The following is a 17,910-nucleotide window of genomic DNA, read 5'->3' as shown; positions in this document are numbered from 1 at the left end:
TATAAATAGAATGATCCCGTTACCATCCATCGGAGTGAGCCCGGTGGATGGGCTGCTCACCCACTCCCTCTTACGACACTATCTATAGTCCTTGCGAAGCAATCACATTTCTCAGGCGCTAATAGAAAAAAATCGATTAAAAAGATTAAGGGCTAGACTGGGAGCTAGATAGATACTTTTTAGATTAAATTTCAATCAAAATAAGAATATGGAACTTTACATCCAACCTTCTAGTCAATACATTCACTTCAACTATGACATGGAAGAAGCAATAAAAAATTTAAGTTTGTCTGCAATCCCTAAAGCGTCACAAACTACATTCATAGGTGTGGGCACTAAATTATTAAAGGATACCGGCCACCATAGCGCTTCAGTCACAGATGAAAAGCTTTAAACCGGAATATTAATTTCTCAAGGAAGTTATATAATTTATGAAAAATCTAATTTTAATATTGAGCATTTTTTCTCTAACAGCTTGCGGAACCGTTACCACCTTATCAAGCACAGATCTCGAAATTGCAAGAAACTTAAAAAAGCAGAAAACTAATTGTGAATCCATCCCTAGAGTTTATAGCGGGCTGTCGTACAACATGTGCAAAATGCATTCAAATAGCGAATCTTTGAATTTTGCACCGCTTCTTGGGGCCTATCTTGTTGACAGTGTTCTCTCCGCAGCCACTGACACAGCTGTCCTTCCCTTCACAATCTATGAGCAGCATAAGAGTGGAAACATATTAGTTCAAAGTAGCCAACATTAACTTGTCCGATACTAGCTACTTTCCAATTCAATCGGCCGGCGCTTAAGGGGTCGGCTGGTTTGACTCGCTGGACTATTGAAGATAATATCCACAGTATTGTCAATTTTCTTTATTGCAACCCTCACGTCTGTTTGATCAAGTAGATAGGATATACACATCCTTAACTTTGTTGTGGGCATTAGCGCAGGCAGCTTTTCCTGTAAGCGATTCCATGATTCATCATAAGCACCCACATCATCGCAATCCACTCCAGGCTGATTAATAAGGAATTCTGCGGGATGCTATGAATATCAGCCAATTCCTTTTTAATTCATACCAAAATGAATAGCTGCCTCTTCAAAGCCCCGCATGAGTAGCTATTCTTTGCCCGGTCCATGATCCAAGGCATTGTTTATCAGATAGGTGCAAACAGGAATTTTTTATACCCCTATGCCGAGATCCGCACTCCGAATCGAAAATCAATCGCTTCAACTTTATGCAGAGACTCAAGTAGAGAGTTCAGTGAAATATAGAGCACTAACCATCATACAAATACCAGGAAAATTCAGAACCTCAAGATATCCCCCAAAAACTCTATATATTATTGCTCTTAGATTGCTTAGATATCCACCATTTAGCAACATCCTCCCGACGACAAATCCAAACAGCTTCAAAGGTAATGATATAATCTAAAAATCGAGCAATAGCCATAGCCCTGGCCGGGTGCCCACTAATACGACCATGTAAACCAATACTCATCAGTTTGGGGCTTTTCTTTCCCTCCTTCCAAAGACAGTCAAAAGCGTCCTTCAACAATAAAAAGAAATCCTGCCCCGATGAAAAACCATTAGGCATTAGATATCTCATATCGTTGTTCACTAAGGTGTATGGTACTATCAATTTCTCAGATACACTGGACTGCCAATAAGGCAGGTCGTCACAATAAGAATCAGAAATATAAATAAGATCACTCTCATCATTTAGTAATCTCCTGGTATTAAGGCTCGTCCGACCCGTATACCAACCTCTAGGTGGACATCCTGTTATGTGCTTAATTATTTCAATAGTGCGCCTAATACCCTGCCGCTCATCTTCAACTGGCACTGTCTTATAATCCAACCAGCGATAGCCATGACCCGCAACTTCATGCCCCCCTGCAGAGAGGGCCTCCCCAATTTTTGGATTTAATTCCAGCGCCAACCCCGTAGCAAACGCAGTTAACTTTAACCGTCTCTCCTCAAATAGGTTTAGCAAACGCCAAACTCCAGCCCGAGCACCATACTCATACATACTTTCAACACTAAAATCCCTCTCACCTACCCGGGGAGGCCTACCAGAAATTTCATGTAAATAAGACTCAGATTGTCCATCACCATTAACCAGTGTAGATTCGGACCCCTCTTCAACATTAAGAACAAATTGCACGGCAACTTGAGCCTCATCAGGCCACTGAGGATGCGGAGGTTTACCGGCATAACCAATCAAATCTCGCTTTTGCATTAGCCTAACTCAAAAGTTGTAACGCCAAACACGCGATTATGCATAATTTTCGGTTTGGGCCCTAGATACATTCTGGCACAACCAAAAATTTCCTCCATACCGTATGCTCGGGCCAATGCCATTGCTGCAGGATTATTTTCTGGAACATCCAAGAATACTTCCTCACCTGCCGCATGTACCAATAACTGATCACAAAGGGACTTCGCTACCTGTCGATCATTTGCAAATAGAGGTCCAATTTTGAATCCTTTTCTACACCGACGCATTACTCCATACCCTTCAAGGCGACTGTCCTTTAAGTACCCCAAAGACAGGGCCTCAGGTTGAGCTATCCACCCCTGTAGAAACTTACCCCTGCAGGCAGGAAAACAAGCGCGATCATATTGGTTTAGATGATCAAAAGGCACTTGGCATAGAGGAACAACATTCCCTTCAAGGGTTTTTACCCTGCTTGAGGGCCGGCAAACAAAACGCAGGTTACGATGCGAGAAAGAAAATCCGCCCTTGGCATAGTAGCTTTGCATGTCAAAAACGCCATCTAATCCAACAGTAGACCCAGGACAGAGCCGCGCCAACATTTTATCTCTACGTATATGCCATAAGTAGTTTCCGTAGCCTCGATGTCTAAATTCTGGCCGCACAATAAAAAAACCCATAAATCCATACCTCCCATCGTAGGAAGTAATCGCTCCACCTCCTATCAGCTCCTTATCTTTTAATGCTGCAACGAATGCTTCAGGGTCGGTATTCCAAAATATTTCCGCATCATTTAACCCAGGATTCCAGCCTTCCTCTGCCGCCCAATCCACCAATAAATCCACTTCCCCTCTTGTCATTGGGCGAATAGTAAGCTCTTGAGACATTATTTCCTCCTTTTTCGCCACATGTTAAACATCCTACATTCAGCATCACATCAAATCTGCAAGAGAGCCTTTATTAAACTGAATTTTCCCCATATTTAAAAAGTGGATTACTGAAAGCATTGCTCCATATGAAATACTTAACAGAGATAAAATTGAAAACACATGCATAGGAATTACACACCAAGCTTGCTTACAAAAGAAAGCAATTATTACGTAGCTTTCCAATATGTACATCCCAAGAAATACTCCCAGCACTATCAGACCAACATCCAGCTCCAGAGTGGATACCTGAACGATAGAAAATATAATAACGGTAAAGAATAGAAAATTACCAGCAAGGCGAAATCCCCAGGCAACTTTTATTCTAGGTAGTGCTACAGCCTTCTCAATATTCCTTCGCGAATGAGTCAATCTCTCTGATGCACTTTTCGAATTGAATTTACTTACCACTAAATCCGCTTGTGGTGTTTGATATATACCACCACTCACAACACCCCTCTCAAATACATCCCATCTACTAGTCAAGCAAAATCGCACCAATAAGAGACTTTTTATTATTAAACTGTTAAAAGGGCATATTCCGCCGCTTGAACAGACAATTTTATCATCATTTTCAAAAGCCGCTTCCCCTATATTGACTAGATACTATTTTGAGGTGAAGTGAGAGATATTTCTAACATCATGAATTGTAGGTCTTATTTTGGTGCAAGAAATTTGAAAGGACTCGCCGGCTTAAATTCAGAAACAACCTCTCCCCCAAGATTCTCAGGAACATCCAGTTTCATACTCATTACTTGAGCACCGAGACTAAGGTTTAACTTATCAAGATCCACCCAAATGACTGAGGGATTGATAACCGATTCAAAATAGTAGCGTTTGGCAGACTGGTCTATCACTGAACGCCACAGTGTCGAGGCGATATTAGGCTTCTCTGGATTACTCATCCCCAGAGGAACGCTAACAGCGCGTATTTGTGAGAACACGGAAGCTAATGCATCCCTACGCGCATTGTATTTCGGGGATGACTCCAAGGCATAGCTAGCTCGCACAAACCTGTCAGCTGCACTAATAGTACCAGGCAGAAAATTCTGGCCACCAATAAGGTCCCAATAGGTATTGATAGCTAGTTGTTGTCCATAAATTGGCGAGTTTGTCATTACCGTGTATTGTTTCCCATGATGAACCTGCAACTCCCCTTTTATATATTCAAATATTGCAGAATCACCAGATGGATCAGAAAGAGCAATATGTGCGGTAGCCGGCCTGCCATTGGGCAGATCTGTACCAACCACGGTGAAAGGCTCTCGCTTCATCGCATTTACCGCTTCACTAACTGTACGAAAGTTATCCAGAAAATACTGTAACCAGGCCCCAACCGAAATTGTTGGCTTACCCCGTGCTTCCGAATTACCGTAATCCGCTTCAGCCAGATATAGAAGATTTCCCACTAAACCAGCTTCATTGATCCCATCTGAAGTCGCAGACTCATAGATACTGATCACAACAGAACCATAATTGGATGTCCACTCAATAGAGCCTCTACCAACCCCTCCGTTGCGTTGCATCCCCTTTGGAAATGCCCAGAAATCCATAGCAGCTTTAATATCACTCCAGTCCATGCTTCTTCCGGTGATATAGTTCCCTGTACCAGTTCCATATAATATCCGCGTGCAAGCTTGTGAAGATGCAGCAACCAGTAAGAGGGAAAGAAAGAGGATTGGAGCAATCCAGTAAAACAAGGGCTTGACTTCATTTAAACTATGCAATCTCACAGATATTCTCCGCTTGCTTTAGGTGTTCAATAATCCACCCTTCATCTGAAAAGCTCACTTTACCTAACAGACTCAAACATAATAAAAGTGAAAATATATGTAGAATAGTTTTAGCGCATCAGAGGTATTCAGTATGTAGAAATTGAGGTGTATAACCTCAAATCTAACGAAAACTCTATTTAACCTCCTATTTCTGGCGTGCTTTCCAACCAACCGGATTCACGCCCCTTTCTTTTTAAGTAAAATTCCCCGTTACTGAAAATGATTACACTATGTAGGAAAGAAAACTCACGCCGATCCAAATGTAAAATGTAATAGGGAGAGAGTATGAACTCCATTGGTAGACTGGTAATTTTGGTCAGGGAGTACGAAGAGGCAATCAGGTTTTATAGAGATAAGCTGGGCTTTGAGGTATTTGTCGACTCCGAAGCGCCTCCCCTTCGGTTCGTCCATGTCCGCTTACCAAAACAGAAAGATGTAGGAATCTGGCTACTTCAAGCTTCCTCAGAAAATCAGGAGAAGAGTGTCGGAAAACAAACTGCCGGGCAACCATGCGCCGTCATTTATACGGATAACTTTCAGAGTGAATATGAACGCCTGGTGGATAACGGTGTTCAGTTTACTAAGCCCCACAGGTCTGAAGCTGGTGCAGAATTTGCACACTTTGAAGATTTATATGGCAATGAGTTTGTCCTAGTTGAACTGAAAACCGAGCTTGCTGAGTAAATTTTATGGGCCTTTGTCGATTCCCTCACTTGGGCCCGATTTGTGAAGCGGTTGCCCTCATACCGAACAGACTTTCAGATTTCTTAGAACCTTCTGGATTACCCGATACTTTCCTGAAAATTTCCTGTTTACTTCTCCTGCCCTATCACATATAAATCGGACAAGACTCATTCATTGGGTACCAAGTTCCTGCCACCTTAATCACGATCACTGCGTGAGCCCGGTTATAGAACAAATTTTCGGCACTGGAATGTGCCATTGCTGACTTTCTGCCAGCATACACCTAAAGATAAGGAAGTTCGTTTCTCAAAGCAGCACCGAACAACAAAAGTTTAGTTGGCTATTGGCCTTCGATCAATTTGGAGTGCTCACGCTACCGTTACCGATCATTTGGAAGCATCATGAATAGAAGCCTGATTTTGCTGGTTCCCGGCTTAACGAGGGTCACCAGCACTGCTCAGCTGTCCGAATTCACCGAAGGACTTATCGCAGCAAGCGAGCGCATGCCGCTCACTCCCATTGCAGATCCCTCTATTCCCCCTGGAGTCCACCGCTTACGAGTAGCTTCGAGCGGACAGCCCCAGGAGCTGGATCTTGTGGAGGCATACTGGAACGACTTGGTTCCCAGTATTACTCAGCAAACATTGAAAACTCGGCTTGCCAGAGGATTCTCATTGATCTGGTTCTGGCTTGCCAATCTTCACATCTGGAAAGGGGTACTTAGACGTAAATACTTAACTTTTGGCCTGACGCTATCGGCTCTTGCTTTTATTGTCTGGTACCTAGGTACCATTATTTTATTTGTTGAGGCCATAGAGCCAGCAACAGACAACCCTTTCTTCTTCCTGGTGGAAAAGTTGAAGCGCTCCGTGGAGTACATTGGTGGCTGGCGAATATGGGCTGTAGCCACGGCAATAGTGGCATTAATGCCGGTCTCCCTATTAGTGGACATCTCTGATTTTTGTAAGCGCTACCTCACCAATGAACCGGCGGCCAGGGGCAAACCTGCGGTACGTTTTGAAATAATCCGACGAGTACGTGAACAATTGGAAAGCAGCCTTGCACAAGAAAAATACCAGTCGGTGACCATTGTCGGACACAGCTTCGGTAGTGTTGTCACTGTTGACCTGTTTGCTGACCTTCCCCCCATTGGAGTCCCTGTTCGCATACTCACAATGGGTTCCCTAATTGAGGTATTAGGTAAGCAAGCACCCTGGCTACAGAATGAAGTACTTGAACTGTCCCAGCGCAAAGACTTAATTGAGTGGATTGATATCAAGTCTCACTCAGATTGGTTTGCCAGCGGATCGGCAGTACCAGATGCCCATCATTGCTATGAGCGTATTATTGGCTCATATGGCACTTTCCCAGACAAGCTGGCTGCCAGGGTGCACTCTCGTTACTTTGACAATCAGGAGGCCGTGAGGCTACTGCTATCTTATTACGAGCGACAAAATAGTATCGTTAGCCCTAGCGAAAAAATAGCCATAGAGCCAGCCTGAACCAATAACAAAGCGCACTGCTCGTGCCGGTAAGAAATTTCCAGAACACAACAGTCACCAACAATACACTTACAGCAAGGAGAGTAGAGATGTCAGCCAACCAGCCAATGAAAAGAGCATCGACTCTGTGCTTATTTCTGGCGATTCTTGTCAGTAGCTGTACCCAGCTTGCTCCCAGGTATGATGCGGAGCTTTATTCAGGCCTAACCGAAGTCAATGCTGAATTGATGCAATTCTTTTCCTCGGTTTCCCATGGCACCAACAAAGGCTCCTATAGCGAGAGAAGCCAAAACTATCACTCCTTAATTGGTAAAATTGATGCGCTGGCCATGCAATCAAATACCCGACCTGTCCCCGGCAAGGTTACTTTGAGAAAAATCAACAATTACCTTGACTCTACAAATAGCAATATTAGTTTTGAATCTGCACCACCAAGTGTTGCTTCCCTTGAAAAAATTTCCAGCAGTCTAAATCGAATGCGAAAGGAAGATGAAGATAAGGGACTGCGTGCTACTGCTGTTGCTCTCTTCAAAAATGAAGTTGTAATCTCCATGGACCAGGCCCTGACCTATGAATCTTTTCTAAACCGCTGAGGAATTAGACATGTCACTTGACGTTAACCAGCTGATTTCCAATATCAAAGATGCAGCTTCCACAGTTATCAATCACGATATCACCGAGATTCGCGGTTTTTCAGAACGCCAACTGGCTGCGCTGGCGCTGCAAGCAAAACTCATCGCCAACGCAATTTTGGCCGAGGAAATTGATGATGACCTCAGAGACTACTTTCTAGACTCTCTGGAAGATATGGCCCTAAACTTTGCCAAAACTTTACGTGGACTTCTCGCAGTCACTATTGAAAAGGTTTGGAATGCGGTTGTCGGTATTATTTGGTCAGCAATAGAGGCCTGCACTGGAATTTCATTGAAAATTGCCTCTTGACCCTAAATGAATTTTTCCATCTCACGCCCCGAAATTTTATCGTAAAGCTCCGGGGCTTCCAATTCATCAATGTATAACCCATTTTCTCATGTTTTGTGCCCTATCAGAGCCTATCCCTAATTTTGACTCCCTAAGAACGGAATATTTATTGAGCCTCTAATCAGAATACTAAGCTCGCTTCCCCTTAACCCGTTTGATGAAGACAACCTGGGTGGTGTAGTTTCAGGCGGTGCCTGGGGGGGCGCTCCGTGCACAATATCACCATCAGTTATCCTGAATTTTTAAGTAACTTTCCATAAGCATCCAGGCAGCTCCCAATGAACGCTGCTTGGATGCTTAAATTGGCTCACCTAAACAGTTGCCCTTTCGCAAAATAAATATGAATAAGCTTGTAGTTTTTTCTTACCGTGTTTTTTCGGTAAAATTTGGCATCGCTCAAACCATAAAGAGATATAGCGCGATATAACAAATAATAACACTGGGCAACGCCCACAGAGGATACACTCTATGAAGGCCCTTCTCACGGCAATACTGGCTATAACACTTTGCGCCCACTCTAAGGCTGCCGATAATCTGGTACTGGTAACTATTGATGGCTTGCGCTGGCAGGAAGTTTTTTCCGGTTACGACCAGGAAATATTGAATCACGAAAAGTTTACGGAGAATAAAGATCAATTGATCAAGCAATTTGGAGGCGAATCAGCAAAGGTAAAGCGAGAAAAACTTTTTCCTTTTATCTGGAATAAAATAGAAAAAGGCGGATTTCTGGCCGGTAACCGTGAAAAGGAATCTTTTGCCAATATCACTAACGGCTGGTGGTTTTCCTACCCTGGCTACAATGAAATCCTCACCGGGCGCGCCGATCCAAAAATTAACAGCAATGATCCACTACCCAATGACAATATCACTTTCCTGGAATGGTTAAATAACAAACCAGAGTTTGAAAAAAGTGTAGCTGTTTTTGGTAGCTGGGGCGTATTCTCAGCTATTATCAACCGGGATCGAAGCGGAGTTTTTGTCAATGCAGGATTGGAACCCGCCAACTGGCCTGGAATATCCCTGCGTGCTCAATTTCTGAATGAACTGCAAGGCCAGCTGCCAGTTTTCTGGCAGGATGTACGCCCGGACGCCTTCACCTATGGGCTCGCCAAAGAATATTTAATCCATAATAAGCCAAAGATGCTCTATATAGCCCTGGGTGAGACCGATGATTTCGCCCACGATGAGCAGTACCACCAATACCTCGATTCCGCCCATCGCAGTGATGTAATTCTCGCAGACCTATGGAGTACCCTGCAATCTATCGAAGGCTACCGAAACAATACTAACCTGATAATAACCGTGGACCATGGCCGCGGTAACATTGCCGAAGCCTGGCCACACCACGCCAGCGGCCCGGCACTGACTCAATATTTTGGCAAGGAAGACCACCCACACAAAAATGGCATGCCCGGATCAGATGAAATCTGGATTGCAGCACTGGGCCCGGATATCAAAGCACATGGTGAAGTATCAGGGGGCCCCACTCTGTACCAGAATCAGATTGCCGCCACAGCATTACAGTTGCTGGGTTTCACTCCCACAGATTTTTCCAGGGACGCCGGTCCAGCCATAGATAACTTAGTGAAGAAATAGCCTTTTCTGCTTCGGGGCCACTATGGCTGGCCCCAGTCAGTTCAGCAATAGAACTTGGTGCAATCGTCTCCAATCTGGCATTTGGAAACAGCTCACTAGCTGCCCCGCCCCAGTTTCCGCATAATTGTCGGCCGCACTCGTAACTAAATACAAATGGCCTGATGTATGTGGTTTAAAAACCTTCGTGTCTATCGCTTAACCAAAGAATTCAGCCTGGATGCTGAAAAATTCAACGAACTACTGGAGCCACAGGCATTTATACCCTGTGGCAGCCAGGACTCCTCTCGCTATGGCTGGGTCCCCCCCCTTGGACGCCACGGTAACCAGTTGGTCCACTCCACCAATGGCTACTTAATGGTCTGTGCCAAAAAACAGGAAAAGGTTCTGCCCGCGGCAGTCGTCAATGAAAAAGTCGAAGAGCTAGCCCAAGCTATCTCCGCAAAAGAGGCCCGCCAGGTTGGTCGCAAAGAGCGACAAAACCTGAAGGATGAAGTGTTGCTTGAAATGCGGCCTAAAGCCTTTGCTCGCTCGCGCCTACACTACGCCTATATCGCGCCCCACGATGGTTTGGTCGTAGTAGATGCCTCCTCAGCATCTGCCGCAGAGGAATTGCTGGAAAACCTCCGCGAAGCGATCAGCAGCCTTGCGGTAATCCCCCTTTCCGCCAAAAATTTGCCACAGCAAACCATGACCCACTGGCTCACCGCACCTGAAGCGCCAATACAGTTTGATTTTGGCCATGAATGTGAGCTTCGAGATCCTAAAGACAGCGGTAGTGTGATCCGCTGCAAAAACCAAGACCTTTGCGCGGAGGAGATACACAACCACCTGGTGGCGGGGCTTCAAGTCCACAAGCTGGGACTGGTCTGGCGTGGAGGAGTTGAATTCCTGGTTGACGACCAGCTCTCCCTGAAACGCGTCAAGTTCAACGATGAATTACTGGAAAAAGCCGATAGCGCCGATGCAGATAATGCAGCTCTGCGCTTTGACGCCGATTTTGCCGTAATGACCCTTGAAATCTCAGCTCTGCTCAAGGACTTGCTTGCCGCTTTTGGCGGAGTAAATATGGAGGCTGCCAGCGTGGAGGAAATAGTAGCCAAAGCCTCACGTGGAGAAGTCGATGAGCGGGTACGAGAAGTGGAAGAAGTAGCGTTCTGAGTACTTACCCGGTGCCATTCGCACCGGGAGGCCCACCGGGTGAAGCCCACTCCTACCCTCAGAATATAAGTGGGCTCTTCCCCTCACTCTCTATCAGATCATATCTCTACAACAGGGCGACCTGGCTCACTCCAGAGTACGTGGTATTTCCTCTGCTCAGGCTGGTCCACACGGGAGAAAGTATGCGCGCCGAAGAAGTCCCTCTGCCCTTGTAGCAAATTAGCTGGCAGGGACTCTGTGCGGAACGCATCGTAGTAACTCAAAGCCGAAGACAGTGCCGGTACCGGAATACCATTCAACGTGGCACTGGCAACCGCCTGACGCCAATTGCTTTGGTGTTCGGCAATCTGCTGAGTAAAGAAGTCATCCAATAACAAATTGGACAGCTTGGCATCGCGCTCATAAGCATCGCTGATAGACTGAAGAAATACTGCACGGATAATACAGCCAGCCCGCCAAATACGCGCAATCTCAGAAAAATTCAGCTGCCAGCCCTGCTCTCGCGCAGCCAGCTTCATCAGGTCAAAGCCTTGGGCGTATACACAAATTTTCGCGCAGTACAGGGCATCGTGCAGCTCCTGGATTACCTCATCACGCTGCTCCACCGCTACCGGGGATACTGACGGCCCCTTTAGTTTCTGAGCAGCACGAGAGCGCAGGGTCTTACGCGTAGACAGGGAACGAGCATAAACTGCTTCGGCAATACTCGGTGCCGGACATCCCACCTCCAAACTGCTGATTGCCGTCCACAGCCCTGTTCCCTTCTGGCCGGCTCGATCCAGAATCACATCAACCAGCGGCTGCTCGGTGACAGAATCCAGGGTGGATAGAACTTCCGCACTGATATTGATCAGGTAGCTGTTCAGTGGGCCGCGATTCCATTCTCGAAACACTTCAGCAATCTCGGCTGGTGACATCTCCAGGGCACTGCGCATCACATGGTAGGCCTCACAGATCATCTGCATATCAGCGTATTCGATACCATTGTGCACCATCTTTACATAGTGACCGGAACCAATAGGACCAATATAGGCCGCACAGGGCTCTCCCTCACGCACAGGATTGCCTGGCTCAAAGCGCTCGATAGGTTGACCACTGGCCTTATCGACCTTGGCTGCAATGGAGTGCCAAACCGGCTCTATACGGCTCCAGGCATAACGGTCACCACTAGGCATCAAAGAGGGGCCAAAACGGGCACCAACCTCGCCTCCGGATACTGCCGTGGTAAAAAAGATCAGCTTACCTTCATATCGCTTGGCGCGCTCAACGGAGTCAGTCCACAAGCTGTTACCGGTATCCACCACGATATCGTCTGCTTTAAGCCCTGCATCCAGTAGCTTGCAGCAAACATCATCTACTGGTGCACCTGCTGGCACAGACAGAATAATCAGGTGCGGCGCCTTTACTTTTGCCAACAGCTCGGTGTACGAATTGCAGGTCTCCACCCGTGCAGGCTGATCACCGCGCTCTTTCTTGTCCTGCTCCAGCAGTGCGTTGAGCCGATTGTGATCCAGATCGAAAGCACAAACCTTGTAGCCGTTGTCAGCCAGGTTCAGGATCAGGTTCTTACCCATCACACCGGCGCCGATAAAGCCAATATCGCACTGTGAGTCAGACATCAAGTTCTCCGTACTAAGATAGGGGTCTTTCAAGGGCGCGGAGTATAGCAATATGAATACGAGGCCGGGAGAGCAAAGATCCAGCGACATCACCCTAATGTACAAAAAACAACCAACAAAATATTGATCACTGACAAAAACTCAGCATGGAGTAGGTACTTTCCTAGAGGGATTAGGTTGGACCAGCCCGGTATATCTTTTAGCGCCAGGGCCCTGATCACAGGCAAGTACAATAGCCTTCTTCCCTGTCCACATTCTCCAGGAACAGTCATTCTGTTAACCATTACAAATGGCTGATATAACCTTAGAAATCAGATCCAGAAGACAGCTTTCACATAGCGGCAGGAAGTAGATTCCATTTATAAGAGAGATGACAACCAGAAGATCTGGCTATGCCAGTTTTAACTTTTCGTTGAGGCACACTGTCGGAGATCTGATAGGTAACTCCAACCAATCCACCGGAAGGAAGTTTCTAAAAATGTTAGAGTCCCCATTACCAAGTTCAATTAAATCCTCAAAACAAAGAGTGGTATTATCTTAAATAATTCACGACTTTTATTTACCGCACCACAGAAAACCGTAAAAATTTATATCCCAACTTATTTTTAAATAAATTTGAACATGCAGGATGTACTATCATAGTCACTTCAGACCACTTTTGGCAGTTCGCCAACATTCAGCCTTCATGCATCCCTTCGATCCCCCAGGCTACATCTTTTAATTTTCCAGGAAGTATGAACTCATCGTATAAAAAATATAAACTCCAAAATGTTTAAAATGGAAATCATTATCGCTCAACAGATCCAATATTGAGGATAACCAAATCCCACTGTGGTAGAGGCTTATTAGGTACAGAAATCTTAATATAAAATATTCTGACTATAATCAACTAAATTTGAGGATAAAGAATGTTCTTTACCGATAAAATCGCGTCTATTTGAATTATCCCTCCCCCCAATAATCGTCCCTGTTCGTCTTTAAGGATGGATGGTGTTGATACTTAAATCCTATTCAGTTTTTCTAGGCTATAAGTGGAATCACCTCCAAGCGATGATGCGCTTATTAAAAGGCGGCGGATTATAAATACCCAAGTATTGACACTACGCCTGCCGTAACTTACAAAGCTACTAGGAATATTATTATTATGAAAAAGATCCTTACCGCTGCTTCTATCTGTCTCGTTTCCCTTGGGGTTACCAGTCTAGCCAACGCCGAAACCTGGTCCCCTCCGGGTGCTATCGCCTTGGCAAATGTTGGCACCCTAACGGTTAAAAAAGGAATTTCTCTTAACTGCACACTTTCAGGCAGTGTAAATTCCACCGGTGCAGATGCTTCAGTAGGCAGTCTTGCGCTATCGGGCGGATTCCTCAATATGTGCAACAGTGTCTCCTTCAATAATCTTCCCTATGACCTGATAGGAAACGCAAACAATACAGTAACCTTAAAGAATGTTGCTGTTGCCGCCGTAACTGGTAACTGCGCCGGGGACTTAACAGGTTCTTTCGATCAATCAACAGGAAGGATCACCTTTAATAATGCTCAAATTCCGAGTGTAGGTTCAGGTAGTGCCTGTGTAATTAATGGCGTTGTATCAACCAACCCACAATCCTCATTCACTGTACCCTAAAAAACCCTCGAGGTAGCCAATTTAAAATACCGCCGGCAACCGCTAGCGGTATTTTTTATAAACAACTAATGAATTTCATTTCAAAGCATTTTCTTATTACCTTTACCTTTACCTTTACCTTTACCTTTACCTTTATATAAAATACTACTATTCATATCCTCTTATAATGTCATGCAACATTAATCCCTCAAAAGGAAATCAGGCCCTGCAATTACAGTACCTTCATAGTAGAATACGCTAGAGAAGCTTTTCCCTACAACCAACCTAATCTTGAAAGAGAATAAATGTCAGCTCTATTAATCTAAAAATTAATTTAATTTAGACATATAGTAAATTAGCAATCTATCAGAAGAAGACAAAGGAAAAGCCACAGTAAGTAAGAGATGAAATACCGCATTCTAACTTACTGTGACTACTCTAATCAGCAGGCCTCCGATACCGGGTTTAAAAAGTAAAAGTATTAAAAGCCTTTACTGACACTAAACCCAACAATACGAGGCTCTAAAGTAAATACATTTGTAGTAAGACCTGAATCATCGCTACTTGTAAACATATCTGTAATCGGCGCATCGTCAAATATATTTTTCACATAGAGCTGCATATACAGTTCAGAATTCGGGTTGTTCAAGCTCACAGAAGCATTAAGGTTGCTCCATGCCTTCAAACGATCATATTCTGTATTATAAACACGTGCATAGCTCTCAGATTGGCGATAGTAATCCGCCCGCAACGTCAGATCCCAGTCCTCAATAGGAATAGTATGTTCGACACCAAAATTCACAGTAAACCGCGGAGCATTAGGTAGCTCGTTACCACTCAGATCAGCAGCAAAGCCCCGTCCTCCATTTGGAGCATCAGTGAGTGGATTATAAGGATCTACACCATAAAGCAAGTCCCAGCGCGCAAAGCCCTCTATCTCTGGCGTAAATGAACCGTATAGAGCAGAGCCTGCACAGAGTGACCAAATGGCAAGCACATTGCCGGTAGCGGCAACTGTTTCAACCAAATCCACTGGTGCAATACAGTTTGAAGGAACCTGAATACTAGGCCTTACCAACATCCAATCTTCATTTCCTTGAGTGCGATTCATAACATCAATAGACTCTTCACCATCTGCGATACGAGTCTTCAGGTAGCCCATATTCATATCAACTCTGGTGCTATCTGTAAGCTGCCACGCCAGCTCAAGCTCAAGCCCCATACTCTCCGCATCAAAGTTCTCATTTAAAGAAATGCGATCAACAATTTGGGAAACTTGATAATCTGTATAATCATAATAGAAGGCGTTGGCATTGAATGTCAGACTTCCATCTAACATTACATTCTTGGAGCCGATTTCTATCGCATTAACAAACTCCGGTTCAAAGGAGTCCTCCAGGGGTTGATACTGCACTACGGTTGGATCAATCTCTGCTCGAGGTGGATTAGTGCCGCCCCCCTTATAACCGTGAGCAAAAGATAAATAAAACATGGTATCGTCAGTAAAGGGGGTGTCTACTCGCCAATCTAGTACCGCACGGCCCGTATATTCCTGCCAATTCTGAGTAACTTGATCTCCCTCTGGATATCCTCGGTGAACAAGCCCACCTGAACGCTGACCCGATATTATTTCTCCTGTTTCACTATCAAAGCTTGTACCTAACAGTAACTGGCTAGGTACAGGAGTTGATTGCTTACGGTCATCGGTGTAGCGCAGACCTGTGGTAAGTTTTACATCCTCTGTGATCTGCCAATAGGCCTCACCAAACAGGGCCCATGAGCGAGTTTCCACTAAGTTCCTGCTAAGAAAATAGTTATGCCCCTCCTCATCAATATTCTCAAGTGAATTTGGATCTACATAAATACAATCCATATCACCCGCACCGACCTCTGGATCAATACATTTTTCAGAAATCAATAAACCTGTATCAGGGTCTCTGGTACCGTTATAAAAATATTCTGCAATCAAACTAAACATATTATTGAATACAAAATAATCATCCTGGGTTTTAAAGTCCAGGTAGTTAGCACCTAATGAAAAGTTCCAGGGCCCATCAAAAGATGTCTGTAACCGGAATTCCTGGCTCCATTGTTTATTATCAGAGCGGCTAATATCTACTGCTAATATTCCATCAGAGGGGCCTAACTGTGGATCAGTATAAATTCCTCCAGGGGTGGGAACAAATTCAGCAGAATCATTAAAAATTGGGTCTGATACATAACGATTGTAATCTTGAGAAGAGTAGTAATCATCCTTTGCATAAGTTGATTGGGAGAAAAAAGTGAGTGAATTACTCAATTCCCACTCAAAATTCAGCTGCACTAAATCATTTTCAGCACGGAAAACTGGATCATAGCTGGTGGCAATCTCACGTAAATCCCTTGATTGCTCTGCATTTCCATAGGGATTACTGTAATAGTCGATAATCGGAAATCCAGTATCTAAATTGATAAACTGGGGTACCAACACAAAAGCAAACCCTCTTCCATTCGGCGCGCTATAGGCATCATCACTGTAAATTGATGCCGGCATACACCCCTGGCTAAAGAAAATAGAAGTAATTTCTGTTAGCTCAGTATCCCCAATCGTCGATGGTCCCGGGTCGGTGGTACATAGCTGCTTGCCAGTACGTGAGCGTTTGTCATCTTCTTCAAAGTGCTGCCAGATCAGGTTTGCACTAAAGGTTTCACTGGGTTCCCACTCAAAAATGGCACGCGTGGAATAAAGATCCCTATCATTTACATCGTTCCCAGTGTAGGTATTGGTATCAAAGCCATCACGCTTGGTCATAGCACCTGAAAGCCGCAGTGCCATGGTATCGCCCACGGGCAAGTTAAACATGCCACTTGTGCGCTTTGAGTTATAGCTACCTATTTCAGCTTTAATCTCAGAAGCAAATTCATCCTCTGGCATCACCGGCAACATATTAACCACGCCAGCAGTCGCATTTCGGCCATACAAAGTACCTTGAGGTCCTCGTAACACCTCTACTCGCTGTACATCAAAAAACTCCTGCTCGAACAACCGGTTACGAATAAGTGGTGCATTATTGAAGCTCACCGCCACCGCCGGATCGGTTGCAGCAGAGACAGCCTTGGTACCAACACCACGAATTGAGAAGTTATAGGTACTAAAGTTTGATTTGGAAAAGTTTACGTTAGGCACCGCACGAAGTAGTTCTTCACCCCGTTCAATCTTCAGGGCATCTATATTGTCCCCCGACAAGGCAGAGACAGCGATAGGAACATCCTGAATACTCTCCTCTATTTTTTGTGCTGTTACGGTAACTTCTTCGATAGGCTGCCTTGCTCGACTACTTTTATCCTCGCTTTGATCATCCTGGGATAAGGCTGTCAATGGCGTCGCAGTCATTACCATGCAGGCAATCGCAACGCTATACCAAGGGGTATGATTATTGACTGGATTAGTGGTACGAATCGCTTGTGCAATCAACTTTTCTTTCTTACGAAGGCTCATCATCATACTGAGTCTCTCTATATTATTTTCTCTATTATTTTTAAGTCAGCCAAACACCACCTTATCTCAGGCCTAACCAAGTTAAAGACGCAACACACTCGCGGTAGGGGGGATTAAGATTACCCGCCCAGAGAACATCAAACATAAATCAAGAACAACAAAAACTTATATTTTTAGTTGACATAAACTTCCAACTTCCAACTTCCAACTTCCAACTTCCAACTTCCAACTTCCAACTTCCAACTAGAAAATAGTAGCTGATAAAAATGAATCCCCTATACAAAACAACAAATAAATCAACAACGCCTTAAACACCAAGATTAAAAAACTAATCCATTGAAATTTCCCTCAAGATGCCTCACTTAGCCTAGT

At 44.7% G+C, this 17,910-nt stretch carries 13 protein-coding genes; 7 read left to right on the top strand and 6 right to left on the bottom strand.

Translation table 11 applies throughout. From position 1 onward, the window contains the following. Positions 1-1,331: 1,331 nt before the first annotated feature. From ABWV76_RS16190 to ABWV76_RS16175, 4 genes are all read right to left on the bottom strand, one after another. Complete coding sequence (locus ABWV76_RS16190; RefSeq protein WP_353376596.1) at positions 1,332-2,237, bottom strand: polysaccharide deacetylase family protein; 906 nt, start codon at positions 2,235-2,237, stop codon at positions 1,332-1,334. Beyond that, positions 2,237-3,100, bottom strand: a complete 864-nt coding sequence (locus ABWV76_RS16185; RefSeq protein WP_353376595.1) for a GNAT family N-acetyltransferase — start codon at positions 3,098-3,100, stop codon at positions 2,237-2,239. Before ABWV76_RS16185 ends, ABWV76_RS16190 begins: the two co-directional genes overlap by 1 nt. Positions 3,101-3,145: 45 nt before the next feature. Then, positions 3,146-3,589, bottom strand: coding sequence for a hypothetical protein (locus ABWV76_RS16180; RefSeq protein WP_157533490.1), 444 nt, complete (start codon positions 3,587-3,589; stop codon positions 3,146-3,148). 206 nt (positions 3,590-3,795) lie between these two features. Then, positions 3,796-4,872 carry a linear amide C-N hydrolase gene (locus ABWV76_RS16175; protein WP_502914812.1) on the bottom strand — a complete coding sequence of 359 codons (1,077 nt, stop codon included), beginning with the start codon at positions 4,870-4,872 and terminating at the stop codon, positions 3,796-3,798. A 327-nt stretch (positions 4,873-5,199) separates the two neighbouring features. On the opposite strand from ABWV76_RS16175, the gene ABWV76_RS16170 reads away from it, so the two are divergent. From ABWV76_RS16170 to rdgC, 6 genes are all read left to right on the top strand, one after another. Further along, positions 5,200-5,598, top strand: a complete 399-nt coding sequence (locus ABWV76_RS16170; RefSeq protein ID WP_020413407.1) for a VOC family protein — start codon at positions 5,200-5,202, stop codon at positions 5,596-5,598. A gap of 401 nt (positions 5,599-5,999) precedes the next feature. Next, a complete protein-coding gene (locus ABWV76_RS16165; protein ID WP_282952912.1) occupies positions 6,000-7,100 on the top strand; it encodes an alpha/beta hydrolase family protein in 1,101 nt (366 codons plus the stop codon). Between the two features lie 89 nt (positions 7,101-7,189). Beyond that, positions 7,190-7,693: a hypothetical protein gene (locus ABWV76_RS16160; RefSeq protein WP_353376594.1), complete on the top strand. Its 504-nt coding sequence runs from the start codon at positions 7,190-7,192 to the stop codon at positions 7,691-7,693. A gap of 10 nt (positions 7,694-7,703) precedes the next feature. Further along, positions 7,704-8,042, top strand: coding sequence for a hypothetical protein (locus ABWV76_RS16155; RefSeq protein ID WP_020413410.1), 339 nt, complete (start codon positions 7,704-7,706; stop codon positions 8,040-8,042). A 507-nt stretch (positions 8,043-8,549) separates the two neighbouring features. Next, positions 8,550-9,677 (top strand): alkaline phosphatase family protein, encoded by a 1,128-nt coding sequence (locus ABWV76_RS16150; RefSeq protein WP_353376593.1) that lies wholly within the window; start codon positions 8,550-8,552, stop codon positions 9,675-9,677. Between the two features lie 165 nt (positions 9,678-9,842). Continuing rightward, complete coding sequence (rdgC, locus tag ABWV76_RS16145; protein WP_353376592.1) at positions 9,843-10,835, top strand: recombination-associated protein RdgC; 993 nt, start codon at positions 9,843-9,845, stop codon at positions 10,833-10,835. A 98-nt stretch (positions 10,836-10,933) separates the two neighbouring features. On the opposite strand, the gene gnd is transcribed toward rdgC, so the two are convergent. Then, positions 10,934-12,454 carry an NADP-dependent phosphogluconate dehydrogenase gene (gene gnd / locus ABWV76_RS16140; RefSeq protein ID WP_020413413.1) on the bottom strand — a complete coding sequence of 507 codons (1,521 nt, stop codon included), beginning with the start codon at positions 12,452-12,454 and terminating at the stop codon, positions 10,934-10,936. A gap of 1,144 nt (positions 12,455-13,598) precedes the next feature. On the opposite strand from gnd, the gene ABWV76_RS16135 reads away from it, so the two are divergent. After that, positions 13,599-14,081, top strand: a complete 483-nt coding sequence (locus ABWV76_RS16135) for a PraA/PraB family alkane oxidation protein activator (RefSeq protein ID WP_020413414.1) — start codon at positions 13,599-13,601, stop codon at positions 14,079-14,081. 460 nt (positions 14,082-14,541) lie between these two features. On the opposite strand, the gene ABWV76_RS16130 is transcribed toward ABWV76_RS16135, so the two are convergent. Then, positions 14,542-17,544, bottom strand: coding sequence for a TonB-dependent receptor (locus ABWV76_RS16130; RefSeq protein WP_353376591.1), 3,003 nt, complete (start codon positions 17,542-17,544; stop codon positions 14,542-14,544). Positions 17,545-17,910: the final 366 nt, after the last annotated feature.

It is taken from the genome of Microbulbifer sp. NBRC 101763, from assembly GCF_040371615.1.
In the GTDB taxonomy this organism is placed as follows: domain Bacteria; phylum Pseudomonadota; class Gammaproteobacteria; order Pseudomonadales; family Cellvibrionaceae; genus Microbulbifer; species Microbulbifer variabilis.
Note: the sequence above shows the minus strand (reverse complement) of the source record. Positions and strands in the feature narration are given on the sequence as shown.

Bases quoted from the DNA above. Each gene is read 5' to 3' on its own strand.
- ABWV76_RS16190 (WP_353376596.1), bottom strand. From the start codon at position 2,237: ATGCAAAAGCGAGATTTGATTGGTTATGCCGGTAAACCTCCGCATCCT.
- ABWV76_RS16185 (WP_353376595.1), bottom strand. From the start codon at position 3,100: ATGTCTCAAGAGCTTACTATTCGCCCAATGACAAGAGGGGAAGTGGAT.
- ABWV76_RS16170 (WP_020413407.1), top strand. From the start codon at position 5,200: ATGAACTCCATTGGTAGACTGGTAATTTTGGTCAGGGAGTACGAAGAG.
- ABWV76_RS16165 (WP_282952912.1), top strand. From the start codon at position 6,000: ATGAATAGAAGCCTGATTTTGCTGGTTCCCGGCTTAACGAGGGTCACC.
- ABWV76_RS16160 (WP_353376594.1), top strand. From the start codon at position 7,190: ATGTCAGCCAACCAGCCAATGAAAAGAGCATCGACTCTGTGCTTATTT.
- ABWV76_RS16155 (WP_020413410.1), top strand. From the start codon at position 7,704: ATGTCACTTGACGTTAACCAGCTGATTTCCAATATCAAAGATGCAGCT.
- ABWV76_RS16150 (WP_353376593.1), top strand. From the start codon at position 8,550: ATGAAGGCCCTTCTCACGGCAATACTGGCTATAACACTTTGCGCCCAC.
- rdgC (WP_353376592.1), top strand. From the start codon at position 9,843: ATGTGGTTTAAAAACCTTCGTGTCTATCGCTTAACCAAAGAATTCAGC.
- gnd (WP_020413413.1), bottom strand. From the start codon at position 12,454: ATGTCTGACTCACAGTGCGATATTGGCTTTATCGGCGCCGGTGTGATG.
- ABWV76_RS16135 (WP_020413414.1), top strand. From the start codon at position 13,599: ATGAAAAAGATCCTTACCGCTGCTTCTATCTGTCTCGTTTCCCTTGGG.
- ABWV76_RS16130 (WP_353376591.1), bottom strand. From the start codon at position 17,544: ATGATGATGAGCCTTCGTAAGAAAGAAAAGTTGATTGCACAAGCGATT.